The organism is Bacillus salacetis, from assembly GCF_003581585.1.
GTDB lineage: Bacteria > Bacillota > Bacilli > Bacillales > Bacillaceae_B > Rossellomorea > Rossellomorea salacetis.
Genome location: NZ_QXIR01000014.1, coordinates 1 through 21,334 on the forward strand (window position 1 = coordinate 1; position 21,334 = coordinate 21,334).

Sequence of the window (21,334 nt, forward strand, 5' to 3'; positions counted from 1 at the left end):
GCAACCTTCCCGCCGGCTCGTCTTATGCCTGTCGGGACTGATCAAGGCGCTTCCGCTTTTTAATTAAAAAAGGTGTAAAGATTAATTCCTTCTTTACACCTTTGGTGAATTTATTATTTTTGGTGGAAAAAGTCAATGAAAGCCTGGTAGATTTCGATAGCTTGATAAGATAAAAGCGTCAAAGCAGTGAACGAGAACACTCCCATCATTAAAAAACGAATCCACATATCTTTCCCCCCTTTTGAAATCAAATGTTTGTTTGATTGTTCAAAAGGGATCTATCCACGTAATTTGATTGATGAAAAACCGGCATAAGCATAATCAGCCTTCTGGATAAAGAAGCATTCTGATTACTGGCCATTGCCAGGCATAAGATCAGGAATATGAGCAGGACCTGCGTTTCAGTGACGACGGCTTTGCTTTTGCCGGAATCGTAATGATCTCCAGGCTGGGCAAGATCGGTCAAGTGATGATCCATTAAAGTGCTTTCCTGAACAGCATTTACGGAATAATGTCCGAATCCAATACTGTTTGTGAGGATGGCGAATATCATGAAGCCGATTAAGAACAGAAATCTATTCATCTGTTATCCTCCTCCAAAAAGTATTAGTATCATTATATTCCTCTTGACCAAAATAAGCACTAACTATTTTGTACCTATTTATGTTATAGCTGTTAATTTTACTATTAATACACGAATCTATCCAGAAAATTGTTTCCGCTGGTTAATTTGATAATCATTCCTGCCCTGCTGTTTGACAGCATACATTGCCATGTCAGCTGCCTGAAGGAGTTCATTTGTATTGCGGCTGTCGTCAGGAAAGAAAGATGCCCCGAGACTGAAAGTGATTTTGACCTCCTCTCCAAAAACCCTATAGCCTTCTTCATTCGCAGCAAAGAAATTCTGTATGATTCTTTCAACGTCTTCCTTTGAGTGCCTTCCTTCAAGAAGCACGACAAATTCATCGCCGGACCGCCTCGCAATGAAGGCATCCGATGGGAACTCCATTTTGATCTTTTTGGTGAATTGGATCAGCAGCTCATCCCCGTATGAATGGCCCAGACTGTCATTAATGGCTTTGAACTTATCAATATCAATAAAGATGACAGCAAACTTTACCTCTTCATCTCCCAACGATTCCTCAAATAACGTTTTCAACCTGCCTTCCAATGCTCTCCGGTTCCAAATGTCCGTCAACTGGTCATGAAGGGCCATGTGCTTTAAACGTGAAGTTGATTTCTCCAGTTCTGTGTTCTTTTTCCTGAGTTCCTCCGTCCGCTTATTCACTTGGTTTTCCAAATCCCTGGCAAGATCCTGATACGATTTGGTGATATCCCTAAGCTGCGAACCGGCCAAGAGCTGCCTTGAATAGACCAGGATGATGATCAACAGGAGAACTGAGCCGGCCACTATATCCATGCTTGAGCTTGCAATCAGGAACAGGATGATGATGCTTCCGATATTGACCAGGCTCCTGAGGGCTGGATAGGCTCCATCATCATAGTTGAAGGAATTGCTTCCCGTATTCAAAGGGGCTTTTTTCCTGAGCAGCTCAATAGAGGCAATTCCCTGCAGGATAAGACCGGAACTCCATAACACTTCCAGCAGGCTGTTGGGTTCAAAGCTGCCATAATACAACGCCATCACGTGGAAGCTGTCCCCTATAAAAAATAACCCGATGGAAGCAGCAAATAACAGCATTGGTGCCAGCGGGAAAAAATATTTCTTCACGAACATGGTGGCAGATAAGGCAAACAGCAAAAGCAGTTCCAATGCCGGATAAATAAAAGAAGTCACGCCCAGTCCATAAGCGACTCCAGCTTGAATGTACAGCGGGTGAAACCAGTATACCCACAAGATCGTCGTGATAGTAAAAAATATGATCAGGATATCTATTGAAAAATAAATCACTTGATACCGATTTTTCACAGCGAAAGTCAACAACGAAAATGCGGTTATTATCATTAATATATTGAGTATGTAAAGCAGGTTGCTCCCGAGGGGAACAGAGACAAAACTCTCCTTAACCTTTTCTTCATAAAACCAAACCAACTCAGCCGCCGCATAGAGAAAAGTGCCAGTTACCAGCAAGCCTAAAAATTTGCGCTGCAGCCCCTCAGATTTTCTATAAGAAAGAATTTGAAGCATCAAGGTAAAAACTATGGCTGCGGCAGCCAGCATACTTACACCATATGCCTGGACGTTTCCATCAAAATAGACGAGCCACCCAAGAAACAGAAGAGAAAAAGCTGTCAAACCAAGCAGTGTAGTCTTTAAGTAATTAAGTTTCTTCATGTCATCGCCCTATTCCGTTTATTCAAACAAATGCATTTAGATAACATCTGCTATTCTCCTGAAAATCCATTTCAATAGCAACACATCTGCTCATTGTGCACTTTACCCTGTTAAAGTGAAAACAAAACTATTTTTGTTACTTTTTTACCAGACTATAAGAACTACCGGCCTCTTCATTGTCCAATTCTTCTTACAGGCCAAAGAAAAGCTGTTTGTTTTGGCGCGCAGCAAAGGTGGACGTTTTGGTTATTCGATATCCCTGCCTGCCACAACGATTGTTCATGAATCACTGATTCTGCCTCATGCAGCTTCCAGGTTTCATGGGCAATTTCTCCCTTATATACCTCTCCATCCTTCACTGTCCACAAACAATAGCGTTCCGTCAGCCAGTTGGTCAGCGGATTCTTCTTCTCAGGCAGAGGTGCCCCGGGTGTATACTCAATCCACAAACTTTCAGCGTTTGTTCCTTTTTGAATCCTCCTGGTGCTGAAATGGATGCTGCCTTTTTCGGCCGCCATTTTCATTTCTGCCTGATAATAGGGCAGGTGAAAGAATTTACGTGCGCCGGCTGTGACAGGGAGATGGTTTGCATCAAGGCTGAAAAAATAAACACCGGGATCACCTTTATAAGTAACGTAAGTGCGGACATTGCACTCAAGATAAGATCTGGCAAAAGGGATTTCAGGCAGCCCACGCCCGCGCATGTGGTTAACGGCAAATGGTACAATCCCTACCCACGCACTCCCTTGAAAAGTGTCAAGTTCCAGTTCGCGGGGAATCTTATCTTCAAGAACATCAGCGGGCACTTCCCAGTGGAGGAACAATAGATGTTCCCATGTCTGCTTCAACAGCCAGCCCCTGCCTGCTTCATTCATCATGCTTCCTCCTTCACTTCCTGTCTCTCTTTAATTTACACATATAACTGCATGGCCAAACGGTCCTGACGCATTGTTACGTTTGCATCCGATGTCCTTCCGGGAATAAAGTAATCAACAGTGAGAAGGGGGCGGCGGATTTGAAACTCAATAAATGGAGCTATTCCAGGAGATACAATATCAAAGCAAGCTTTGACCGCTTCCCGAACTCCACGGTCCTTTTCAGGAGGATCAAGGATTACTATTTTGTATACAATGTCTACTGGTCGACTCACGACCCCATTGTTGGACGCAGGGACCTTGAAGAAATGGAGCTGCTTCTTAACAGGGACCTTGGCTCAGAAAGAGAGTACATCAACCGGCGGAGCCGCGGCTGAATCGGTTGAGTGCCTGGAACAGCTTCCCTTTTTGTGCCAGGCATGCTCACTCATCCCCCAATTAAATTTTTCCACCCCTATCCATCTGCTTTTAACACCTTTATAATATGAGGAGATAGTAAGAAAACAATAGAAAAGGTGCAGTTTATATGAGTATATTAACAGTTAAGAATCTAAGCCATGGCTTTGGCGACAGAGCCATATTCAATGATGTATCCTTTCGTTTGCTGAAAGGGGAACATATCGGCCTGATCGGGGCAAACGGGGAAGGAAAATCCACCTTCATGAATATCATTACCCGCAAACTTGAGCCGGATGAAGGAAAAGTTGAGTGGGCAAAACGAGTACGCGTCGGTTACCTTGATCAGCATACTTCCCTCGAGAGAGGAATGACAATCAGGGATGTCTTGAAAACTGCCTTTCAATATCTATTTGATATGGAAACAGAAATGAACGAGCTGTTCGGAAAGATGGGAGACGCTTCACCTGAAGAACTTGAAAAGCTGCTGGATGAGACAGGCACACTGCAGGACGCACTCACGAATAACGATTTTTATATAATTGATGCAAAAGTGGAGGAAATCGCCAGAGGGCTGGGGCTCGATGAGATCGGCCTTGAACGCGAAGTCCAGGATCTCAGCGGCGGGCAGAGAACCAAAGTCCTGCTTGCAAAGCTGCTTCTCGAGAAGCCTGATATCCTTTTATTGGATGAGCCGACCAACTATCTCGATGAGCAGCATATCGTCTGGCTGAAGAGATATCTGCAGGAATATGAAAATGCGTTCATCCTGATTTCGCATGATATCCCTTTCCTTAACAGTGTGATCAATCTCATCTATCATATGGAAAATCAAGAACTTAACCGCTATGCCGGAGATTATGATGATTTCCAAAAGGTTTATGAAATGAAACGCCAGCAGCTCGAATCAGCTTACAAGAGACAACAGCAGGAAATCTCAGAGCTGAAAGACTTTGTTGCAAGGAACAAAGCCAGGGTATCCACTCGGAATATGGCCATGTCCCGCCAAAAGAAACTGGACAAAATGGATATCATCGAGCTGGCAGGCGAAAAGCCCAAGCCCGAGTTCCACTTTAAACAAGCCAGGACATCCGGCAAGCTGATCTTTGAAGCCAAGGACCTTGTCATCGGGTACGACGAACCGCTTTCCAAGCCGTTGAATTTGCGCATGGAACGCGGTCAGAAAATCGCCTTGTACGGAGCAAACGGAATTGGAAAGACAACATTGCTCAGAAGCATTCTCGGAGAAATCAAACCTGTTTCGGGGGAAGTTGAACTTGGGGAACATCTTCACATCGGGTATTTCGAGCAGGAAATCAAAAATGCCAATTATAATACGTGCATAGAGGAAGTCTGGACGGATTTCCCTTCCTTCACACAATATGAAGTTCGTGCAGCGCTTGCCAAATGCGGATTGATGACCAAGCATATTGAAAGCAAGGTCGAAGTGCTGAGCGGAGGAGAAAAAGCCAAGGTCAGATTATGCAAGCTGATCAACAAGGAAACGAACCTATTGGTCTTTGATGAGCCGACCAACCATTTGGACGCAGAGGCAAAAGCCGAACTCAAACGAGCATTACAGGAATACAAAGGAAGCATCCTTCTCATCTCCCATGAGCCTGAATTCTATCAGGACATCGCGACTGACCTTTGGAACTGTGAATCGTGGACCACAAAAGTTTTTTAAAGATTAGAAAGAAGGGCTTCAGGATCGTCAGGATGCAGCGGAATTCTCTCTGCATCCCTCCCCTGGAGCTTTTTTGTATTGACAGAAATGATTATTGACTGTCATAAAGGGAAAAGTTCAATAAACATATTAAATGGAGGGATAGGATGAAATTCAAACCAGCAGGAACAGCCTTTTTATTATCTTTCAGCCTGATCGCTGCGGGCTGCAATAGTGAGGGTAACCAGAATGATGATTCAGAATCAGTTCAAGAAACCACCAGATCTGAAGATAGCAATGATAATACCTCCGCTTCTGAGGAAGTAACTGAATCTCCTGATAACTCTCAGGAAAGTACCAATGATCAATCAGCTGGGGATGAAAACGAGACCGGCTCTGAAGATAATAGCAATGAGCCATCTTCACAAAGTGATGAGCCATCCGCAGGCCTTCCAGAGGGAATAGAGCAAACCGATTATGAAAGTGAGGACAGAGCAGCTCAAGCTATCGAGAACTACCGGGAAGTAGAGCAGACCAACACTGACCTAGGCCATTCCATCCAAGCACTTGTCGAAGGAGCCACCGGACACCAATATATTTCATGGAATGAGGGGCGTTGGCTTATCCAGATGGACTTCCCTACTGATTCCCAATATGCATATGAGCCATATCCCGAGGGAGTCGAACTTGCCAAAGAGGTGGTGGAGTATCTTGAATCCCACTATCTTCCTGCTCCTGAAGACCGTGGAATGATCAGTATCAATGGATTTTCAGATTCACCGGAGACGGTCATTCAGTGGCAAAAAGGAAAATCGGTTTATGAAATCACTAATAATAACGGAAAGCCGTTCAAAGCGATCGATAAAGCAGTCGAATTCGGGGAAACGGAAAGGTCATCAGGATGAAGAGAAAGGGAAAGGCCGGAAAACAGAGATGTGTTTCCGGCCCTTTCTATTTGTCTATATCGCTTTTACAACCCGTAAGTATAATGGAACTCTGTATGCTTCTTGAAACCGAACTTCTCATAAAGCTTCTGTGCTTTAAAGTTATCGTGGCTGGTTTCAAGGGTCAGCCCTTTTGCGCCAGTTTCCTCTGCCAGCTGCTTTGCGCTGTTAAGCAAGCACTCCCCTGCTCCCCTCCTTCTGGCTTCCTCTGTGACGAATAAATCATTCAAAAGCCAGTGCCTTTTCAGTGAAACGGATGAAAAGATAGGGTACAGCTGGGTGAACCCCAGTGGTTTCAGACTTCCTTCTCCCTCCTCTAAAGCGAGAAAGATGACAGATTCCTCATTCTCCATCCTTTCTTTTAAGAAAGCACGGCAGCTCTCGATATTATTTTCCTGATTATAGAAAATTCTATACTGATTGAATACATCCGAAACAAGGTCCAAATATTCGATTCCAGCTTTGACCACTTTCATTGCAGTCCCTCCTTCTTGGATTCATTCAATTTTATTGTTGTATAGCCGCTGATATTCATTCTCCAGCTCCCTTTTACAAGATGGATACCCTAGTTTCCCTGAGAGTCTTCATGCAGGATGTAAACAGTGGCCCTTATAAAAAGCAGATCCCCTCCGCCCTTAATTAGCAGTAAAGTAAAAAAAGACCATTATTAAAGATTTTATAGTAACATTGTTTATAGATGATTACCATAATTTTCTCAAAATTCAAAGGAGAAATGTGTTTTGAAGAGACAAAGTGCTGATTTGATTATCAAAAGTGATGCAATTTTTACAGCAAACACCCATGGAACAATTGATGGTGCGCTCGCTGTCAAGGACGGTAAAATAATCGCCATCGGATCAGAAAAGGAAATTGAACAATATAAAAGCTCTCACACAAAGGAAATCTCAGCATTTGGAAAGCTTGTGCTTCCGGGATTTCATGATTTTCATGTTCACTTGTGGCTGGGAGCGATGTTTCAGGAGTACGCTTCACTGACCTCATGCAGCAGTGAAGAAGAAGCGGCTGAAAAGATTGCCCGCTTTGCCGATGAGAATCCCGGCGACCCCTGGGTACTCGGATTTGGCTGGCACCATGTCAGATGGCCAGGCCAAAGACTGCCCACCAGACATACGCTGGACAGGCTCATTCCAGACAGGCCGGTATTCCTTCTGAACGAGGAAGCTCACAGTGCATGGCTTAACACAAAAGCATTGGAAATACTCGGGATAGATGAAAATACTGTCGAGCCTGAGTTTGGGAAGATCGAGAAAGACAGTGCAGGTATACCTACCGGCTTCCTTTACGAAACAGCTGTGGGACTCGCGGTCAGTGCTTTTGAACTCCCCCCCGGTAAGAAGGCGCGTTTAATGAATGCCTTTATGAAAAAAGCCGGTAAATGCGGAATTACATCCGTGGGAGACATGCTTCCGTTGCCGGGCTTCACACTCGGCGATCTGGAAGAATACCAGAAATATGATAAGGAAGACAGATTGACTGTCCGCATCCATTTCATGGTTCCGCTCGATGGAAACTTGGAGGGTATATCGTATTACGAACACTTCAATTCGGATAAACTTCAATTCTCCGGACTTAAACAGTTCATTGATGGAGTCCCTCTCACTTATACAGGTTTCCTATTGGAGCCATATACAGACAGGCCATCAACAAAGGGCGGGACAATTTACTCCAGGGAAACATACTTCAAATGGATTGAAGAAGCGGATGGACAAGGGTACAGAATCAGGCTCCATGCCTGCGGAGATGCAGCAGTAAGGCTGGGACTTGATGCCTTTGAGCATGCACAGACGATAAATGGCAAAAGAGATTCACGCCATGCCATTGAGCATATAGAAGTCATTCATCCTGCCGACATTCCCAGATTTTCAAAGCTGGGCGTCCTTCCTTCCATGCAGCCCGAGCATTTGGCTTCGAGTTCCTTGGAAACCCATGAATATCATGATCGATTGGGACCTGAGAGGATCAATTTCACCTGGCCCCTCGGGGTTTTAGAAAAACATGGCGCACAACTTGTATTTGGAAGCGACTATCCAATCGTCGATCTGAACCCCATGCTTGGAATATACAGGGCAGTAACCCGGATGCACGAGGACGGCACACCAGATGGCGGCTGGAATCCCCAGCATAAATTAAGCCTGGCGCAAGCCTTGATTCATTACACGAAATCTCCAGCATACGGCAACTTCCGCGAGAAGGACCTTGGGACTCTTGAAGTTGGTAAAAAAGCCGACATCATCATTCTCGACCGCAACCTGTTTGAGCGCAGCACCGCTGAAATTAAGGATGCAAAAGTCCTTCTGACCATAATGGACGGCAAGATTGTCTTTAAGCATGAAAATTTTGCGCTCTTTACTAAATGAAAAAAGCACAGATTTGGTGCTTCCCCTGAAAGTCAGATATACCATTCTGACTTTCAGGGGACCGGTACCGTTTCTGAGCTTTTTTCTTATGGCTCTTATCGTAAACTTTGTTGCTATTCACTATGAATTTCAACTAATATCCTGGTAAATCGTCGTAACACCCCTGTGAGCAGGAAAGAAAAGAGCTGCTCGTTCTTTTTCGGGATTAAAACCTTTGTACCGAAAGCAACAATATAGGCGAAAACAACCTTTCTTATAGAACCCCGGAGAATAATCTTGCGAAAGATTCCTTCGCCCTGACAATGACTCCCCTTTTATAATATTCCACTGGACGTACCCTGACACTGTCCTTCATATCTTCCTCATAGTGGGCAGAAAGATCCCGGATAGAGCTGTTCCCCAGCAGGAAGACATTGACTTCGAAATTCAAATGAAAGCTCCGCATATCCATGTTCGCTGTTCCGACAGACGCAAGATTACCGTCAACGATAATAATTTTCTGGTGCATGAATCCTTTTTTATAAGAGTATATTTCGACTCCGCAGCGGATCAGCTCCGAGAAGTAGGACCTGGTTGCATATTGGGTCAGGAACCCGTCATTGGTCTCGGGAACCATTATCCTGACTTCAACACCTCTTGAAGCTGCGACTCGCAGTGCTGTCCTTATGGATTCAGTCGGCACGAAATAAGGTGTTGCAATCCAGATGGATTTTGTTGCGGATGAAATAAGTGAATAATATAAGTCACTCATGATCCCAAGCTGTGTATCCGGGCCGCTCGCAACGACCTGGACAGCTCCGTCCAGGTCTTCAGAAGGAATTTCAGGATGTTCCTGATACTTTTCCAGGATCATATCCCCGGAGACATATTCCCAATCAAGCAGGAATACAGTATGAAGCGTGAATACTGCTCCGCCTTCAAGCATCATATGTGTATCACGCCAGAAACCGAATTTCTCGTCCTGTCCTAAGTATTCAACCCCTACGTTCAATCCGCCGACAAAACCGGCCACCCCGTCTATGACAATGATTTTCCTGTGGTTCCGGAAATTGAACTTCTGATTGAAGAATCCGTACTTCAATGGAAGGAAAGGCTGTACTTGCACACCTGCTTCCTGCATCGCGCGGATATCCTTAGAAGACAGATGCATGCTGCCGACTGCGTCGAAAATAAACAGAACTTCAACACCAGCCTTTGCCTTTTCGATCAGGATACTGATGATTTCCTTGCCAAGGCGGTCCGACCGGAAAATATAATATTCCATATGGATATAATGTTGTGCAGTCTTTAATTTTTCTTTGATTGCACTGAACGTTTCATCGCCATTCTTTAAGATTTTTGTAGTGGATGAAGTGCTGATCGGCGACCACGCCACCTTATTGGCAAAGCTCGCAAAACTTCTTTGATTATCCTGCAGGAAGGATAAGTCAGGGGTGTTTTCATTCTTGAGGAGCCTTTGCCACTCTTCACGGTCGTTCTTGCGTTTATTCTTGAATAGATAACCTTTTAAATATAACTGTCCTGAATATAAGTAAAAGAAATACCCGAAGACCGGAAAACACACCAATACGTATATCCAAAGCAATGTGTGCTGTGCAGACCTGTTTTCAAGCAGGAGCGAGAATACGGTAATCAGGATGATCAGAATATAAACCGAAGCAGCACCTGCTTTTATGTATGCAGGAAATCCCGTATAAAGAAAGATATAAACACACGCAATCAAAATAATGACAAATAAAAATTCCAGCCTTCTTTTCATATGACCAATCCCTCACGTTTCTGAAATGCTCCCTATCCTATTGTTTCACATTTTCCAGTTCATAAGCTGAGTAAATATATTTATGTTACATGTGAAAGTTTTATTTGTATTCCCTATTTTATTTATCCGCTAACCTTATTCATAGTTTAACTATTCATAAATAAGGAAAAAGAATACTATTACGCACGAAAGGATGATTTATAATGAGTAAAGATAACGGCATGAAAGATAAGTTGAAAGGTGCAGCAAAGAAGGCCGAAGGGGAAGTCAAAAAGCAAACGGGCCGTGCAGCCGATAACCATGAGCTGCAGCGAGAAGGCATGATGGATAAGGGTGAAGGTAATGTTCACAAAGCTATTGGTGAAGCAAAGGATGATCACCGCCGCTAGAAAAAACCCTATACCCTTGAGAACAGCACTCTGAGAAATTCAGAGTGCTTAAAATTTCTCATAAAATGAATATATGAGGGGAAACGTATAAATATCTCTGCAGAGGAGGCTAAAAAATGCTTTGGACAATAATAGGAATTCTGATTGTGCTATGGATACTGGGACTGGTATTCAAAATTGCCGGCGGCATCATCCACATTCTTCTAGTTATCGCAGTCATTGTCCTCGTGTACAAGCTTATTGTAAACAGGGGCAAACGATAAAGAAGGGCCGGATTGAACAGCTGATCAATCCGGCCTTTTTGCAAAATAAATTCTTTATTCATACCTAAGTTCGCCAGCTAACCTCGACTCTCCTGCAAATAAACTCTTCATTCATACACGAGGCGGCCAACTACCCCATACTCACCTGCAAATAAACTCTTCTATCCTTCTACAATTTCTCCGCCATGGAGGCGTTTCTTGGATACTTTAAGCTTTAGTTCTTCTGCCATTTTCTCCAGGAAACTTTCTTCTCTTTTGGTCACGATGGAAATAATTGTTCCGTAGGCACCCATCCGTCCAGTCCTTCCGGAGCGGTGGATATATTGTTTCGAATCTGTCGGAAATTCAAAGTGAACGACGTGGGTCACACCCGTGATATCAAGGCCCCTTGCTGCAACATCAGTGGTCAGGAGCATTGGTACTTTCCCTGCCCTGAATCGATCCAGTGAGTGCTTTCGCTCCATTTTACCGGATTCTCCTGCCAGCACTTCAAGGGAAGCCTTTTGATACTTCAGCTTTTCTTCCACTTCTGATAACTTTTCAAGATTATTAAAGAAGACCAGGGCTTTTATGTCTTTTACGTTCGATAGTTTCCGAAGCACTTCTATCTTATCCCTCTGTTCTGATAACAGATAACCGTGTTCAACCTTTGCTGATGAAACGACCCCTTCGTTAATACGGATGACATCATAGGTCTCCATCAGTTCAGAGGCCACCTGATCCGTCACATCAGAAAGTGTTGCAGAAAAGAAAAGAAGCTGTCTGTCAGCAGTCGTAGACTTGACGATCTGGCGGATATTATTGATATGTTCGTTACCGATCATTAGATCAAATTCATCTACAACGATGGTTTTGATTTCATGCATTTTAAGCTTCTTCATTTTAATTAATTCCATTATGCGGCCAGTTGTCCCGACCACTATTTTCGGTTTCTTTTTTAGTTTCTCTATTTGGTTCTTCACATTGGCTCCGCCAATCAGTGCTATGCTGTTAATCCCCGTTCCCTTCGTCCACTTCTGGATTTCCTGATGGATTTGCATGACCAGTTCATGGGAAGGAGCGAGTATCAAGCTTTGCGCCTGCATTCTCTTTTCATCAATGCCGTTAAGGATTGGCAGAAGATAAGCCAAAGTTTTCCCTGTTCCTGTAGGGGATTCGCAGACAATATTCTTGCCTTCCAGTATTTCAGGAATCGCTTTTTGCTGAACCTCGGTTAACTCGGTGAATCCAGCGTTATTCCATGCGTCCTTCAAAAAAGGTTCTAGCTTTGATAGATAATCCATTTATTAGTTCCTCTCTCTATTAAAGATGCTGTAGTTCATTTTACACGAAGTTCAAAAGAAAAAACATCATGCTAATGGCAAAGATATTGTGACTGTGGTACCCCTGCCCTTTTTACTTTCAAATGTGATTTCCCCCTGGTGGCGTTCAATGATCTTCTGGCATACTGCCAGCCCAAGCCCAGTCCCCTTTTCCTTTGTAGAATAAAACGGCTCACCCAGGCGGTCTATCCATTCCTGATCCATTCCTACTCCGTTGTCTTCAATATTGACCAGCACACGGTTGAGATCCTTTTTCGTTTCCACCCTTGCTACTCCCGTTTCCTCGATTGCTTCAACCGCATTCTTGATCAAGTTGATAAATACCTGTTTCAGCTGATTTTGATCTGCGTTGACATACAGCTTTTCAGCATCAGGTAAAAATTCTATTTTAACATTATCCAAATTGGCCTGTGCCTCCATCAGAACCAAAACCTGTCTGATGATGTCATTCACTTCCTCTCTGCCGAACTCAATGTCCTGCTGTTTACCCAGAATGAGCATTTCCCCTGAAATGAGATTGATTCGTTCAATTTCCGACAGCATGACAGAAAGATGTTCATCCTCCGCTCTCTTCGTTATCTGCATTAGTTGAACGAATCCTTTTAAAGAGGTCAATGGGTTGCGGATTTCATGGGCAACCGCTGCTGCCAGTTGTCCGATAACCGACAATTTTTCCGAAGCGATCATCATCTCTTCGTTTTCCCGGTAGTGAGTTATATCCCTTCCTATCCCGAAGACCCCGATGATTTTTTCATCAACTATTATGGGAACAAGCGAACAGCGCAGCAGCCGCTCCTTTTTCGTCTTGCTGAGTATTTTCATTTCAAACTTTTCAGGTATGCCATCAAGCGTATTGTTGAACATCCGCCCAACGTCTTCCTTATTTTCATCATGAATCAGAAAGTTTAAAGGCTGCCCTTTAAGCTCTTTGAGAGTGTATCCAATGATATTTTCTCCTTCAGGATTCAGTGCGACCAGGTTCCCGTCCCGAGTAATTTCGAAGACAGCATCGGGATTATTGTTAAATAAGGACTGATAATGCTGATTGCTTTTTTGAAGCTGGTTTTCTTTACTTCTTAACCTTTCAGCCGAATCGACCAATTTCGATGCCCGCTTATAAATGAGGGCATATATGACAATGCCCGTCATCAAGATGAAGAACCAGCCTTTATACTGCTGAAAAAACATGAAAACCCTCATATCATTATGGGCCAGCGCCAGTGAAAGTCTGTCAGAAAAGATGACCCACAATGCTCCAATTATTACATAAACAATCGCAATTTTCCCTGCTATTTTTCTTGATTCTTCCATAGTCAACTTCCTCTGTCATTTCAGGTGATTTTATACTTCTATATTACCTCAGTTCACCCAATTTATGTTATCCGCTTGATTCTTGTCCTTCTTTTTGAACGTTTCATTCTGCCCGCGGAAGGTTATTTAAGACAATAAGTGAGGTGAAAATACGATGTGGAGAAAGTACAGATGCAGGGATTTCAGCAAAACTGGAAACGTCACGCTTCCAAATCAATGGCGGCAGCAGTTCGGGCTGATTCCAGGAAGGCAGGCAGAAATCTGCTATGATCAGGATTCCATTGTCATTAAGAAACCTGAACAAAACAGCACTAATAATAAACGTTATATCTCCGAAAAAGGCGCCATTCATATTCCTAAAGAAATCCGTGAAATCAGCGGCATTCAGCCACATCAAGAATTCTGCCTGTTTGTCGATGAACAGGACAAATGTTTTATTCTGAAGGTCATATAAGCTGGTTTGAAAATGTACGGCAAAACAAAAAAGTGAAGACAGTTTTCTCTTCACTTAAAGAATCATACTTATAAACTTTTGGGGACTTTGATAACCTTAACTCCATGAGCTTCTAACTCATCTATTTGAGCTTCTGTAGTTCCATCATCCGTTAATATGATATCCAGTTTCCTGAGAGGGTACATGCTTGTGAATAATTCTACCCCTACTTTTGTATGCTCGATAAGCGTGATGATCCGGCGGGAATTATCATACACCTTTTCATGGAACAGCGCTGTTTCCGGAGCGGCAGTACTTAATCCTCTTGTTGTCAGTCCGCCGCCTGCTGCAAAACAGAGATCATAATGAAAGCGTTCGGCGAACTGGGCAGCAAGCGGATCTGTGATATTTCCCGAAGCTTTCATTTTCCCGCCGATCACATATGTATGAATGTTTTCAAATTTCCTCAGCTGATAGGCAATTTCTATAGAATTTGTCACGACAGTAAAAGAAAAGTCCATCGGGATGTAGGGGAGCATGGCAAAATGGATGGATGTCCCGCCAATGAACACAGTCTGGTCAGGATTGATATAGGCTGCTGCCTTCTCGGCTATCTGTTTTTGGCAAGGCAGGCTCTCTCCAAAACGTTCCTCATTATTTTTTGGTGCCGTCCTTACAGCGGGCAGGGGAATGGCGCCGCCATGAGTCCTTTTCAATAACTGTTCACCCTCCATGATCGATAAGTCCCTGCGAATGGAATCGATTGAAACATCAAAGTGCTCAGCCATCTCTTTCACGAAGACCCTTCCCTTTTTTTCAAGGATTTCAAGGATTCTTTTCCTTCTTTCTTCAGAGAACATTTCTCCCACCCTTTCCTCATCTTACCTCACATTATTGCTGTTTTTTTCTTGTTTTGTCAATTATCCGTTTCATGATTGTTCCCTTTATGGTGCTTTCAATGATGATTAATGTATCGCTCAGATGATCATCTCACTAAAAAGACCTTATCCTGTTTTTGTCCCTTTTGGAACACCCTCATGTGACCAGCAAAAAAACCAGCATGCAGTACTGGTTTTCCAGGATTATATTTCAATTCTAAATGAACTCCCCACCCGACTGACCACCCTGCTGTCATTCAATTTGACAAGTGTTTGTTCAAAGCTCTTCTCTGAAACCTTATGGGTAACAAGGATAATCTCTGACACACTTCCTCTTTTGGGGTTCTGCCAGATCTTTTCGACACTGATTCCCTCTGTTGAAAGTAATGCTGTGATTTCTGCAAGCGCTCCGACTTCATCTTCCACCACAAGTCTCAGGAAGTACTTCTTGAATACCTCTTCCGCAGTCTTCATTTTTTTTTCAAACTGAGGAAATGCCGCACTATGCCCGTTAACTCCAAGCCTCATATTCCTCATTACACCGACAAGGTCGGATACCACAGCAGTCGCTGTCGGGAGGCTTCCCGCGCCCGGCCCATAAAACATCGTTTCACCTACTGCATCACCATAGACATACACCGCATTATTCTCATTTTTCACGGCAGCAAGTGGATGAGAAACCGAAACGAGGGCAGGCTGGACAGTAACATCAATGCTGTCATTGTCTCTTTCAGCTGTTCCGATGAGCTTCATCGTATATCCAAGCTGCTGCCCATACTCTATATCCTCTTGGGATATTCCTGAGATCCCTTTACATCTGACATCACTAAGTCCTACATTCATAGAAAATCCCAGGGTGGACAGGATTGCCATTTTCCTGGCTGCATCCGTTCCTTCAACATCCGCTTCCGGATCTGCTTCAGCATACCCCAGTTCCTGTGCTTCCTTTAATGCCTCCGAATAAGACATCCCTTCATCGCTCATCTTGGTGAGAATATAATTGGTAGTTCCGTTAACGATCCCGATGATTCTTTGGATACGGTCGGAAGCAAATCCATCGACTACACTCCTGAGAATCGGTATCCCACCGGCAACACTTGCTTCATAGAATAAGTCGCATCCATTTTCAGAGGCTGCTTTCAAAAGATCATGACCGTATAGTGCCATCAGGTCTTTATTTGCTGTTATTACATGTTTTTTATTTTCAAGTGCCTTCAGTAAAAGCGTACGAGTCTCCTCTATCCCCCCCATGACTTCCACGATGATATCAATGGATGGGTCCTCAATGATTTCAGAGGGATTTACTGTCACCATCGCAGGGTCCACTTCTACACTTCTCTCCTTGGCAGGGTCCTTCACAAGTATCTTTCTAATGTGAACGGTACATCCGACTCCATGTACCAATTTATCCTGATGGTTCCGGATCACCTTTACAACCCCTGAGCCCACTGTACCCAGTCCTAATAACCCTATTGATATGTTTTCCAATTAACAGCCTCCGTTCAGTTTCCTTTTTGATATTTTAAAAATGTATTCAGCATGTTTTCTCGTATTCCTGCAAAAACTTAATTTATTTTTCAAGTTGCAGAAAGATTGATTGTATGATAGATATGTAATGTAAGGTAATTTCATATTTTTCACAACACTAGGGGTGCGTTTATGCTGAGAGAGACATTTAGATGTCTTAACCCTGACTACCTGATCTAGGTAATACTAGCGAAGGGAAGTGGCGGACATTTGTATGCAAATGACAGACAGTAGATTTCTACTGCCTGTATTTCTCTTTACATATAAAATTGCACCTGGCCACTTTCTCTCATGAAAGTGGTTTTTTTGTTGTAAATGAATGAATTTACGATTGGAAGTCAGAAGAAAATCAAACTGATTAAAGGAGGATGGACTATGCAATTCAGTGACCGTTTATTTGAAAAAGCAAAGCCGATTTGGGAGAAAAATCATCAGCATCCTTTTGTCCAGGGAATCGGACATGGAACATTGGAACAGAATAAATTTCGGTTCTACATGGTTCAGGATTATGTTTATTTAATGGATTTCTCTAAGCTTTTCGCTCTGGGTGCAGTCAAAGCGAAGGATACAAGGACAATGGGCAAGTTCGCTCAAATGCTTGATTCTACGCTGAATGTGGAGATGTCCCTCCACAGGCAGTACGCTGAGAGATTCGGAATTTCATCAGGGGAATTGGAAAACGCAAAACCTTCTTCTGTTACATTGGCTTATACCCACTACATGCTTCATGTTTCTGAAAATGGAACTCTTGCAGAATTGATTTGCGCCCTTCTTCCCTGTATGTGGAGTTATTGGGAGATCGGCAAAGAATTAAACAACATCCAAGGAGCTGCCGGGCATGAATTATATGGTGAATGGGTGTCCATGTATTCATCCGATGAATTTGGCTCACTTTCCATTTGGCTGATTGATTTACTAGATGAATCAGTGGTTGGAAAAAGTGATGAAGAATTAAACAGCCTGGAAGAGATTTTTCTGAACACGAGCCGTTTCGAGTATATGTTTTGGGACATGGCCTACAAAGAAGAGATGTGGCCGGCAAATGAATAGGCCAATGCTTGAACTGGAATCCATTTCATTTTCTTATACAGAAGACAAGATTCCTCACCCAGTCCTAGTACTTGATAAACTGTCTCTGTCTATTGAACCGGGAGAGTTCGTTTCGATTGTAGGTCCGAGCGGTTCGGGAAAAAGCACGCTGTTCCGGCTGATTACAGGTTTGGAGCAACCAGGGGAAGGAAGGATTCATTTCGAAGGAAAAACAGCAGCTGACCGGCTGGGCCTTGTCGGCTATATGCCGCAGCAGGATCTGTTAATGCCATGGCGAACTGTACTGGAGAATGCAGTCCTCCCCCTCCAGCTTCAGGGATACAAGACAGAACGCGCAGCAGAAAAAGTCCGCGGCCTGCTGAAAGAGTTTGGCCTGGAAGGGTATGAAGACAGATATCCACATAATTTATCGGGCGGAATGCGGCAGAGGGTTTCTTTTTTAAGGGCTGTAATAAGCGGCTGCAATCTCCTGGTGCTGGATGAACCATTCAGTGCATTGGATGCCATCACACGGCTTTCCATGCAGGAATGGCTGCTGGAGCAGTGGACAAGGAATGGAAAAACCATTTTATTCATCACTCATGATGTGGAAGAAGCATTATTCCTATCTGACCGTATTTTGATGTTCAGCCAAATGCCGATAGCCTCCGTAAAAGAAATAATGGTCCCGCTTCCCCGGCCCAGAAAGTTCGATGACTTAACAGATGCAGACATACAAACCATTAAGACTGAATTGATTTCGGAATTAAGAAAGTCAGCCTCTTTCCGATGAGAGATAGGAGATATTATATTGCTTCCAGCCTGATGATCCTTTCTTTACTGGTTATCTGGCAGATCGGCGCAGCCTTATACAATAAGCCGTTCATTCTGCCGGCTCCCGGCGGTATCCTGGCAGAATTATGGGAGCTCAAGTGGGTTTTGCTTGGCACACACTTACCGGCAACTCTTCTGACAATATTTTTCGGTCTGGCACTTTCTATCATTCTGGGAGTTTCCCTTGCCGTGGCAATGAATTTCAGCAAGTCTATAGAAAAAACCTTTTATCCGATTTTGATAGCTTCACAGACCATTCCCATTATTGCCCTGGCGCCGATATTCGTCCTTTGGTTCGGCTATTCCATCTGGAGCAAGGTTGCAGTCACAATTCTTATCACATTCTTTCCCATCACAGTAAGTACATTTGACGGACTCCGGTCAGTCAATAAGGAGTTAAAGGAACTGATGCTGACGATGGGTGCCCGCAAGAGGCATATTTTTCGTGAGTTGAGCATTCCTTCTGCGCTTCCCTACTTTTTCTCAGGGTTGAAGGTTGCCGTCACCTTGAGCGTGATAGGTGCTGCCATCAGTGAATGGCTTGGGGCAGAAGCCGGACTTGGGTACTTCAGCCGCAGGATGATGACACAATTCAATGGTGCCGCCGTCTTCGCACCGATTGTCCTTTTATCCATCGCAGGGATTTTGTTGTTTCTGTTTGTAAATTGGCTTGAAAAAACAATGTTAAAATGGAGGAAATCTTTATGAGAAAAACACTATTGTTTACACTTAGTTTGTTCTTGATCTTTATGGGCGGCTGCTCACAACAAGAAGATGCTTCAGCAACTGACCAGAAGGAATTGGAAAAGATGACGATCATGCTTGATTGGTACCCCAACGCGGTACATAGCTATCTTTATGCAGCACAAGAAAAAGGTTACTTTGAAGATGAAGGGCTTGATATAGAAATCAAATTTCCGGCAAATCCTACTGATCCGATCAATCTCTCAGCAGCTGGAAAAATTGATCTGGGCATCTCCTACCAGCCGGATGTCATCACTGCGAGGATCAATGAAGGCATTCAGGTTAAGTCTGTTGCCGCGATTGTACGCTCCCCTTTGAACCACGTAGTATTTCCAGAAGACAGTCCCATCAGGTCGCCAAAGGATCTGGAAGGGAAGAAAGTCGGATATCCCGGGATCCCGCTAAATGAAGCTCTATTGGAAACAATGGTGAAGGGAGATGGCGGTGACCCTGACAAGGTGAAAATGATTGATGTGGGTTTTGATCTCGGCTCGTCCATCGTCAGCGAAAGGACGGATGCTGTGATCGGCGCCTTCATCAATCATGAAGTTCCCGTTCTGGCGCATGAAGGCTATCAAACCCGGCATTTCAATCCCGTAGAGTACGGAGTTCCTGACTTTTACGAACTGGTTCTGGTTACAAATGATGAAACATGGAATGAAAAAGAAGAGAATATCAGGGCATTCTGGAATGCTGCTGCCAGAGGTTACAAATTCATGAAGGAAAATCCGGAAGAAGCCCTTCAAATCTTAATGAAGAACCAGGATGAAGCCAACTTCCCGCTTATAGGAGAAGTGGAAAAAGCAAGCTTGGAAGTCCTCCTGCCAAAAATGGATTCGGAAGATCAGGAATTTGGCAGCCAAAGCAGTGAGTCCTGGCAGGAAACAATGGACTGGCTTGAAGAAACCAGACTGATAGAGAAAAAGATAGAACCTGAAGAATTATTCGTAGACATTACAGGATAGGCATATTGGAAGAAGGTAAAAGCTGTTGAGCCGTGCTTAACTCATAATGAAAAAGGGACCCCCGGAGCGGTGGCGTCCCTTTTTGTTGTATGGGGAATACCGGAATCCGTCCTGGTGTTCCTACCTAATATTAGCGAAGATTTCTACACAGCTTTTTCAGGAATATCTTTATGAATAGGATCCTGACCGGCTCTTAGGCGACTTTTCTCTTGGGATTCTCATCTATCTTGGACTCTATGGCCTTGCTACGTGCCTTTCCCCTTTGAAACCTTAGCCTTTTTGGATCCTGACCGGCTCTTAAACGACTTTTCCCCTTTGCCTAAATCCCGAACAAATGCTAAGACCTTGTTTTGCTCTTCTAAACCCGCTTTGAACTAAAACTAAAATCCCCTGAGGAAGTTTTTACCGAAATGGTGTATTTTCCTTCGCCTTCTTCTGCCACAACACGATGATCGCCCCTCTCCTGGTACTGTAAGCCATCCATTTCAAGATCGGCTTCCCCCGAATTACCTGTAAAATCCAATTTAAAGGATTCCGGCTTTTTATCGAAGTAGAGCATTACGTCCCCGCTCGAGGCTTCCGCATCTATATTCCCAGTTAACTCAGGGGAGTGGAGATCGATTTCCCCTGAATTGGTTTTTGCCTTAAAATCCCCCCGCCACTTCTTGGCAATGATATTTCCGGAGGATGCTTTGGCGTCAATCTCTTCAGCAGTCAGATTTTGGAGTATGAGCGTCCCGCTGTTAGCCTTGGCATAGATTGAAGGAGCGTCGATTTTCTTTAGTTCAATACTTCCGCTGTTGGCTTTGCTTTTAAATTCGCTATGAGCCTTTATTCCGGATGCTTCCACTTCTCCGGAGCTCGCTTTGAAATGAATTTCTTTCCCTTCCAAGTTCTTTGCCACAATTCCACCGGAAGAAGTTTCAGCTGTAATCATTTCATACACCTTATGAGGCACTCCGACACTAAGTGCCAGTTTGATGATTTCGATTCCCATACTGAAGCTGTCATTCCGTTCCACACGCACTTTCACATCCAGTGCATTCCCGTTTATAAGGGCATCCACCTGAACTTTGTCTCTCAGCTTGCTGCTTATCTCACCTTTCAGTTCGATGCTGATATCCTCGCCTGAATCTGCAGAAACAATGATTTCGGTTGAGGAGGTATCAATGTTCAACCTCTCGACCCCATGTCCCTCTAAACTCTTATTCCAAAAAAATTCTTCTGTTTTCTTTTTTAAACCCAGCATCTTTTCACTCCTTAAATTTCTCTTACTTACACTATTCAATAGCGGACCTGTTATCCCTTTTATTTACAATAAAAAA

General features: G+C 43.8%; 21 protein-coding genes and 1 riboswitch. Of the genes, 11 read left to right on the forward strand and 10 right to left on the reverse strand.

Annotated features, from left to right (window positions below):
• Positions 1-247 precede the first annotated feature (247 nt).
• The 3 genes from D3H55_RS11285 to D3H55_RS11295 form a co-directional block, all read right to left on the reverse strand.
• On the reverse strand, positions 248-583 hold the full coding sequence (locus D3H55_RS11285) for a hypothetical protein (protein ID WP_119547020.1): 336 nt from the start codon (positions 581-583) through the stop codon (positions 248-250).
• Positions 584-700: 117 nt separating this feature from the next.
• Positions 701-2,296 (reverse strand): GGDEF domain-containing protein, encoded by a 1,596-nt coding sequence (locus tag D3H55_RS11290; protein WP_119547021.1) that lies wholly within the window; start codon positions 2,294-2,296, stop codon positions 701-703.
• 173 nt (positions 2,297-2,469) lie between these two features.
• Positions 2,470-3,171: a YqjF family protein gene (locus D3H55_RS11295; protein ID WP_119547022.1), complete on the reverse strand. Its 702-nt coding sequence runs from the start codon at positions 3,169-3,171 to the stop codon at positions 2,470-2,472.
• 140 nt (positions 3,172-3,311) lie between these two features.
• On the opposite strand from D3H55_RS11295, the gene D3H55_RS11300 reads away from it, so the two are divergent.
• The 3 genes from D3H55_RS11300 (at position 3,312) to D3H55_RS11310 (ending at position 6,138) form a co-directional block, all read left to right on the forward strand.
• On the forward strand, positions 3,312-3,548 hold the full coding sequence (locus tag D3H55_RS11300) for a protein YuzH (protein ID WP_119547023.1): 237 nt from the start codon (positions 3,312-3,314) through the stop codon (positions 3,546-3,548).
• Positions 3,549-3,697: 149 nt separating this feature from the next.
• Positions 3,698-5,254, forward strand: a complete 1,557-nt coding sequence (locus D3H55_RS11305; RefSeq protein WP_119547024.1) for an ABC-F family ATP-binding cassette domain-containing protein — start codon at positions 3,698-3,700, stop codon at positions 5,252-5,254.
• A gap of 146 nt (positions 5,255-5,400) precedes the next feature.
• Positions 5,401-6,138, forward strand: a complete 738-nt coding sequence (locus D3H55_RS11310; protein ID WP_119547025.1) for a hypothetical protein — start codon at positions 5,401-5,403, stop codon at positions 6,136-6,138.
• A 65-nt stretch (positions 6,139-6,203) separates the two neighbouring features.
• Here D3H55_RS11310 and D3H55_RS11315 read toward each other — a convergent pair whose 3' ends face one another.
• Positions 6,204-6,653 carry a GNAT family N-acetyltransferase gene (locus D3H55_RS11315; RefSeq protein WP_119547026.1) on the reverse strand — a complete coding sequence of 150 codons (450 nt, stop codon included), beginning with the start codon at positions 6,651-6,653 and terminating at the stop codon, positions 6,204-6,206.
• Between the two features lie 264 nt (positions 6,654-6,917).
• Here D3H55_RS11315 and D3H55_RS11320 point away from each other — a divergent pair, with 264 nt between their 5' ends.
• Positions 6,918-8,555, forward strand: coding sequence for an amidohydrolase (locus D3H55_RS11320; protein WP_119547027.1), 1,638 nt, complete (start codon positions 6,918-6,920; stop codon positions 8,553-8,555).
• A gap of 253 nt (positions 8,556-8,808) precedes the next feature.
• Here the strand turns inward: D3H55_RS11320 and cls are convergent, their stop codons facing one another.
• Positions 8,809-10,314, reverse strand: coding sequence for a cardiolipin synthase (cls, locus tag D3H55_RS11325; protein ID WP_119547028.1), 1,506 nt, complete (start codon positions 10,312-10,314; stop codon positions 8,809-8,811).
• 203 nt (positions 10,315-10,517) lie between these two features.
• On the opposite strand from cls, the gene D3H55_RS11330 reads away from it, so the two are divergent.
• Both D3H55_RS11330 and D3H55_RS11335 read left to right on the forward strand, forming a co-directional pair.
• Positions 10,518-10,703, forward strand: a complete 186-nt coding sequence (locus D3H55_RS11330) for a CsbD family protein (protein ID WP_119547029.1) — start codon at positions 10,518-10,520, stop codon at positions 10,701-10,703.
• Positions 10,704-10,819: 116 nt separating this feature from the next.
• Complete coding sequence (locus D3H55_RS11335) at positions 10,820-10,966, forward strand: lmo0937 family membrane protein (protein WP_119547030.1); 147 nt, start codon at positions 10,820-10,822, stop codon at positions 10,964-10,966.
• Positions 10,967-11,127: 161 nt separating this feature from the next.
• On the opposite strand, the gene D3H55_RS11340 is transcribed toward D3H55_RS11335, so the two are convergent.
• Complete coding sequence (locus tag D3H55_RS11340) at positions 11,128-12,249, reverse strand: DEAD/DEAH box helicase (RefSeq protein WP_119547031.1); 1,122 nt, start codon at positions 12,247-12,249, stop codon at positions 11,128-11,130.
• A gap of 66 nt (positions 12,250-12,315) precedes the next feature.
• A complete protein-coding gene (locus tag D3H55_RS11345; protein ID WP_119547032.1) occupies positions 12,316-13,599 on the reverse strand; it encodes an ATP-binding protein in 1,284 nt (427 codons plus the stop codon).
• Positions 13,600-13,753: 154 nt separating this feature from the next.
• Here D3H55_RS11345 and D3H55_RS11350 point away from each other — a divergent pair, with 154 nt between their 5' ends.
• Positions 13,754-14,053, forward strand: coding sequence for an AbrB/MazE/SpoVT family DNA-binding domain-containing protein (locus D3H55_RS11350; RefSeq protein WP_119547033.1), 300 nt, complete (start codon positions 13,754-13,756; stop codon positions 14,051-14,053).
• Positions 14,054-14,121: 68 nt separating this feature from the next.
• On the opposite strand, the gene D3H55_RS11355 is transcribed toward D3H55_RS11350, so the two are convergent.
• Positions 14,122-14,892: a DeoR/GlpR family DNA-binding transcription regulator gene (locus tag D3H55_RS11355; RefSeq protein WP_119547034.1), complete on the reverse strand. Its 771-nt coding sequence runs from the start codon at positions 14,890-14,892 to the stop codon at positions 14,122-14,124.
• A 222-nt stretch (positions 14,893-15,114) separates the two neighbouring features.
• The gene (locus D3H55_RS11360) at positions 15,115-16,398 is read right to left on the reverse strand and encodes a homoserine dehydrogenase (protein ID WP_119547035.1); all 1,284 of its coding nucleotides are present in this window, start codon (positions 16,396-16,398) and stop codon (positions 15,115-15,117) included.
• A gap of 149 nt (positions 16,399-16,547) precedes the next feature.
• A riboswitch (TPP riboswitch) is annotated at positions 16,548-16,652 on the forward strand.
• Positions 16,653-16,812: 160 nt separating this feature from the next.
• On the opposite strand from D3H55_RS11360, the gene tenA reads away from it, so the two are divergent.
• Genes tenA through D3H55_RS11380 form a run of 4 tightly spaced genes read left to right on the forward strand, consistent with a single transcriptional unit; the run spans position 16,813 to position 20,009 of the window.
• Positions 16,813-17,487, forward strand: coding sequence for a thiaminase II (tenA, locus tag D3H55_RS11365; protein ID WP_119547036.1), 675 nt, complete (start codon positions 16,813-16,815; stop codon positions 17,485-17,487).
• The gene (locus D3H55_RS11370; protein WP_119547037.1) at positions 17,480-18,259 is read left to right on the forward strand and encodes an ABC transporter ATP-binding protein; all 780 of its coding nucleotides are present in this window, start codon (positions 17,480-17,482) and stop codon (positions 18,257-18,259) included. The genes tenA and D3H55_RS11370 overlap by 8 nt, the downstream gene beginning before the upstream one ends.
• Positions 18,256-19,008, forward strand: a complete 753-nt coding sequence (locus D3H55_RS11375) for an ABC transporter permease (RefSeq protein WP_119547038.1) — start codon at positions 18,256-18,258, stop codon at positions 19,006-19,008. The genes D3H55_RS11370 and D3H55_RS11375 overlap by 4 nt, the downstream gene beginning before the upstream one ends.
• Positions 19,005-20,009, forward strand: coding sequence for an ABC transporter substrate-binding protein (locus tag D3H55_RS11380; protein ID WP_119547039.1), 1,005 nt, complete (start codon positions 19,005-19,007; stop codon positions 20,007-20,009). Before D3H55_RS11375 ends, D3H55_RS11380 begins: the two co-directional genes overlap by 4 nt.
• 358 nt (positions 20,010-20,367) lie before the next feature.
• On the opposite strand, the gene D3H55_RS11385 is transcribed toward D3H55_RS11380, so the two are convergent.
• Entirely contained in the window at positions 20,368-21,258 is an 891-nt protein-coding gene (locus D3H55_RS11385; RefSeq protein WP_119547040.1) for a DUF4097 family beta strand repeat-containing protein, read from the reverse strand.
• Between the last annotated feature and the right edge of the window lie 76 nt (positions 21,259-21,334).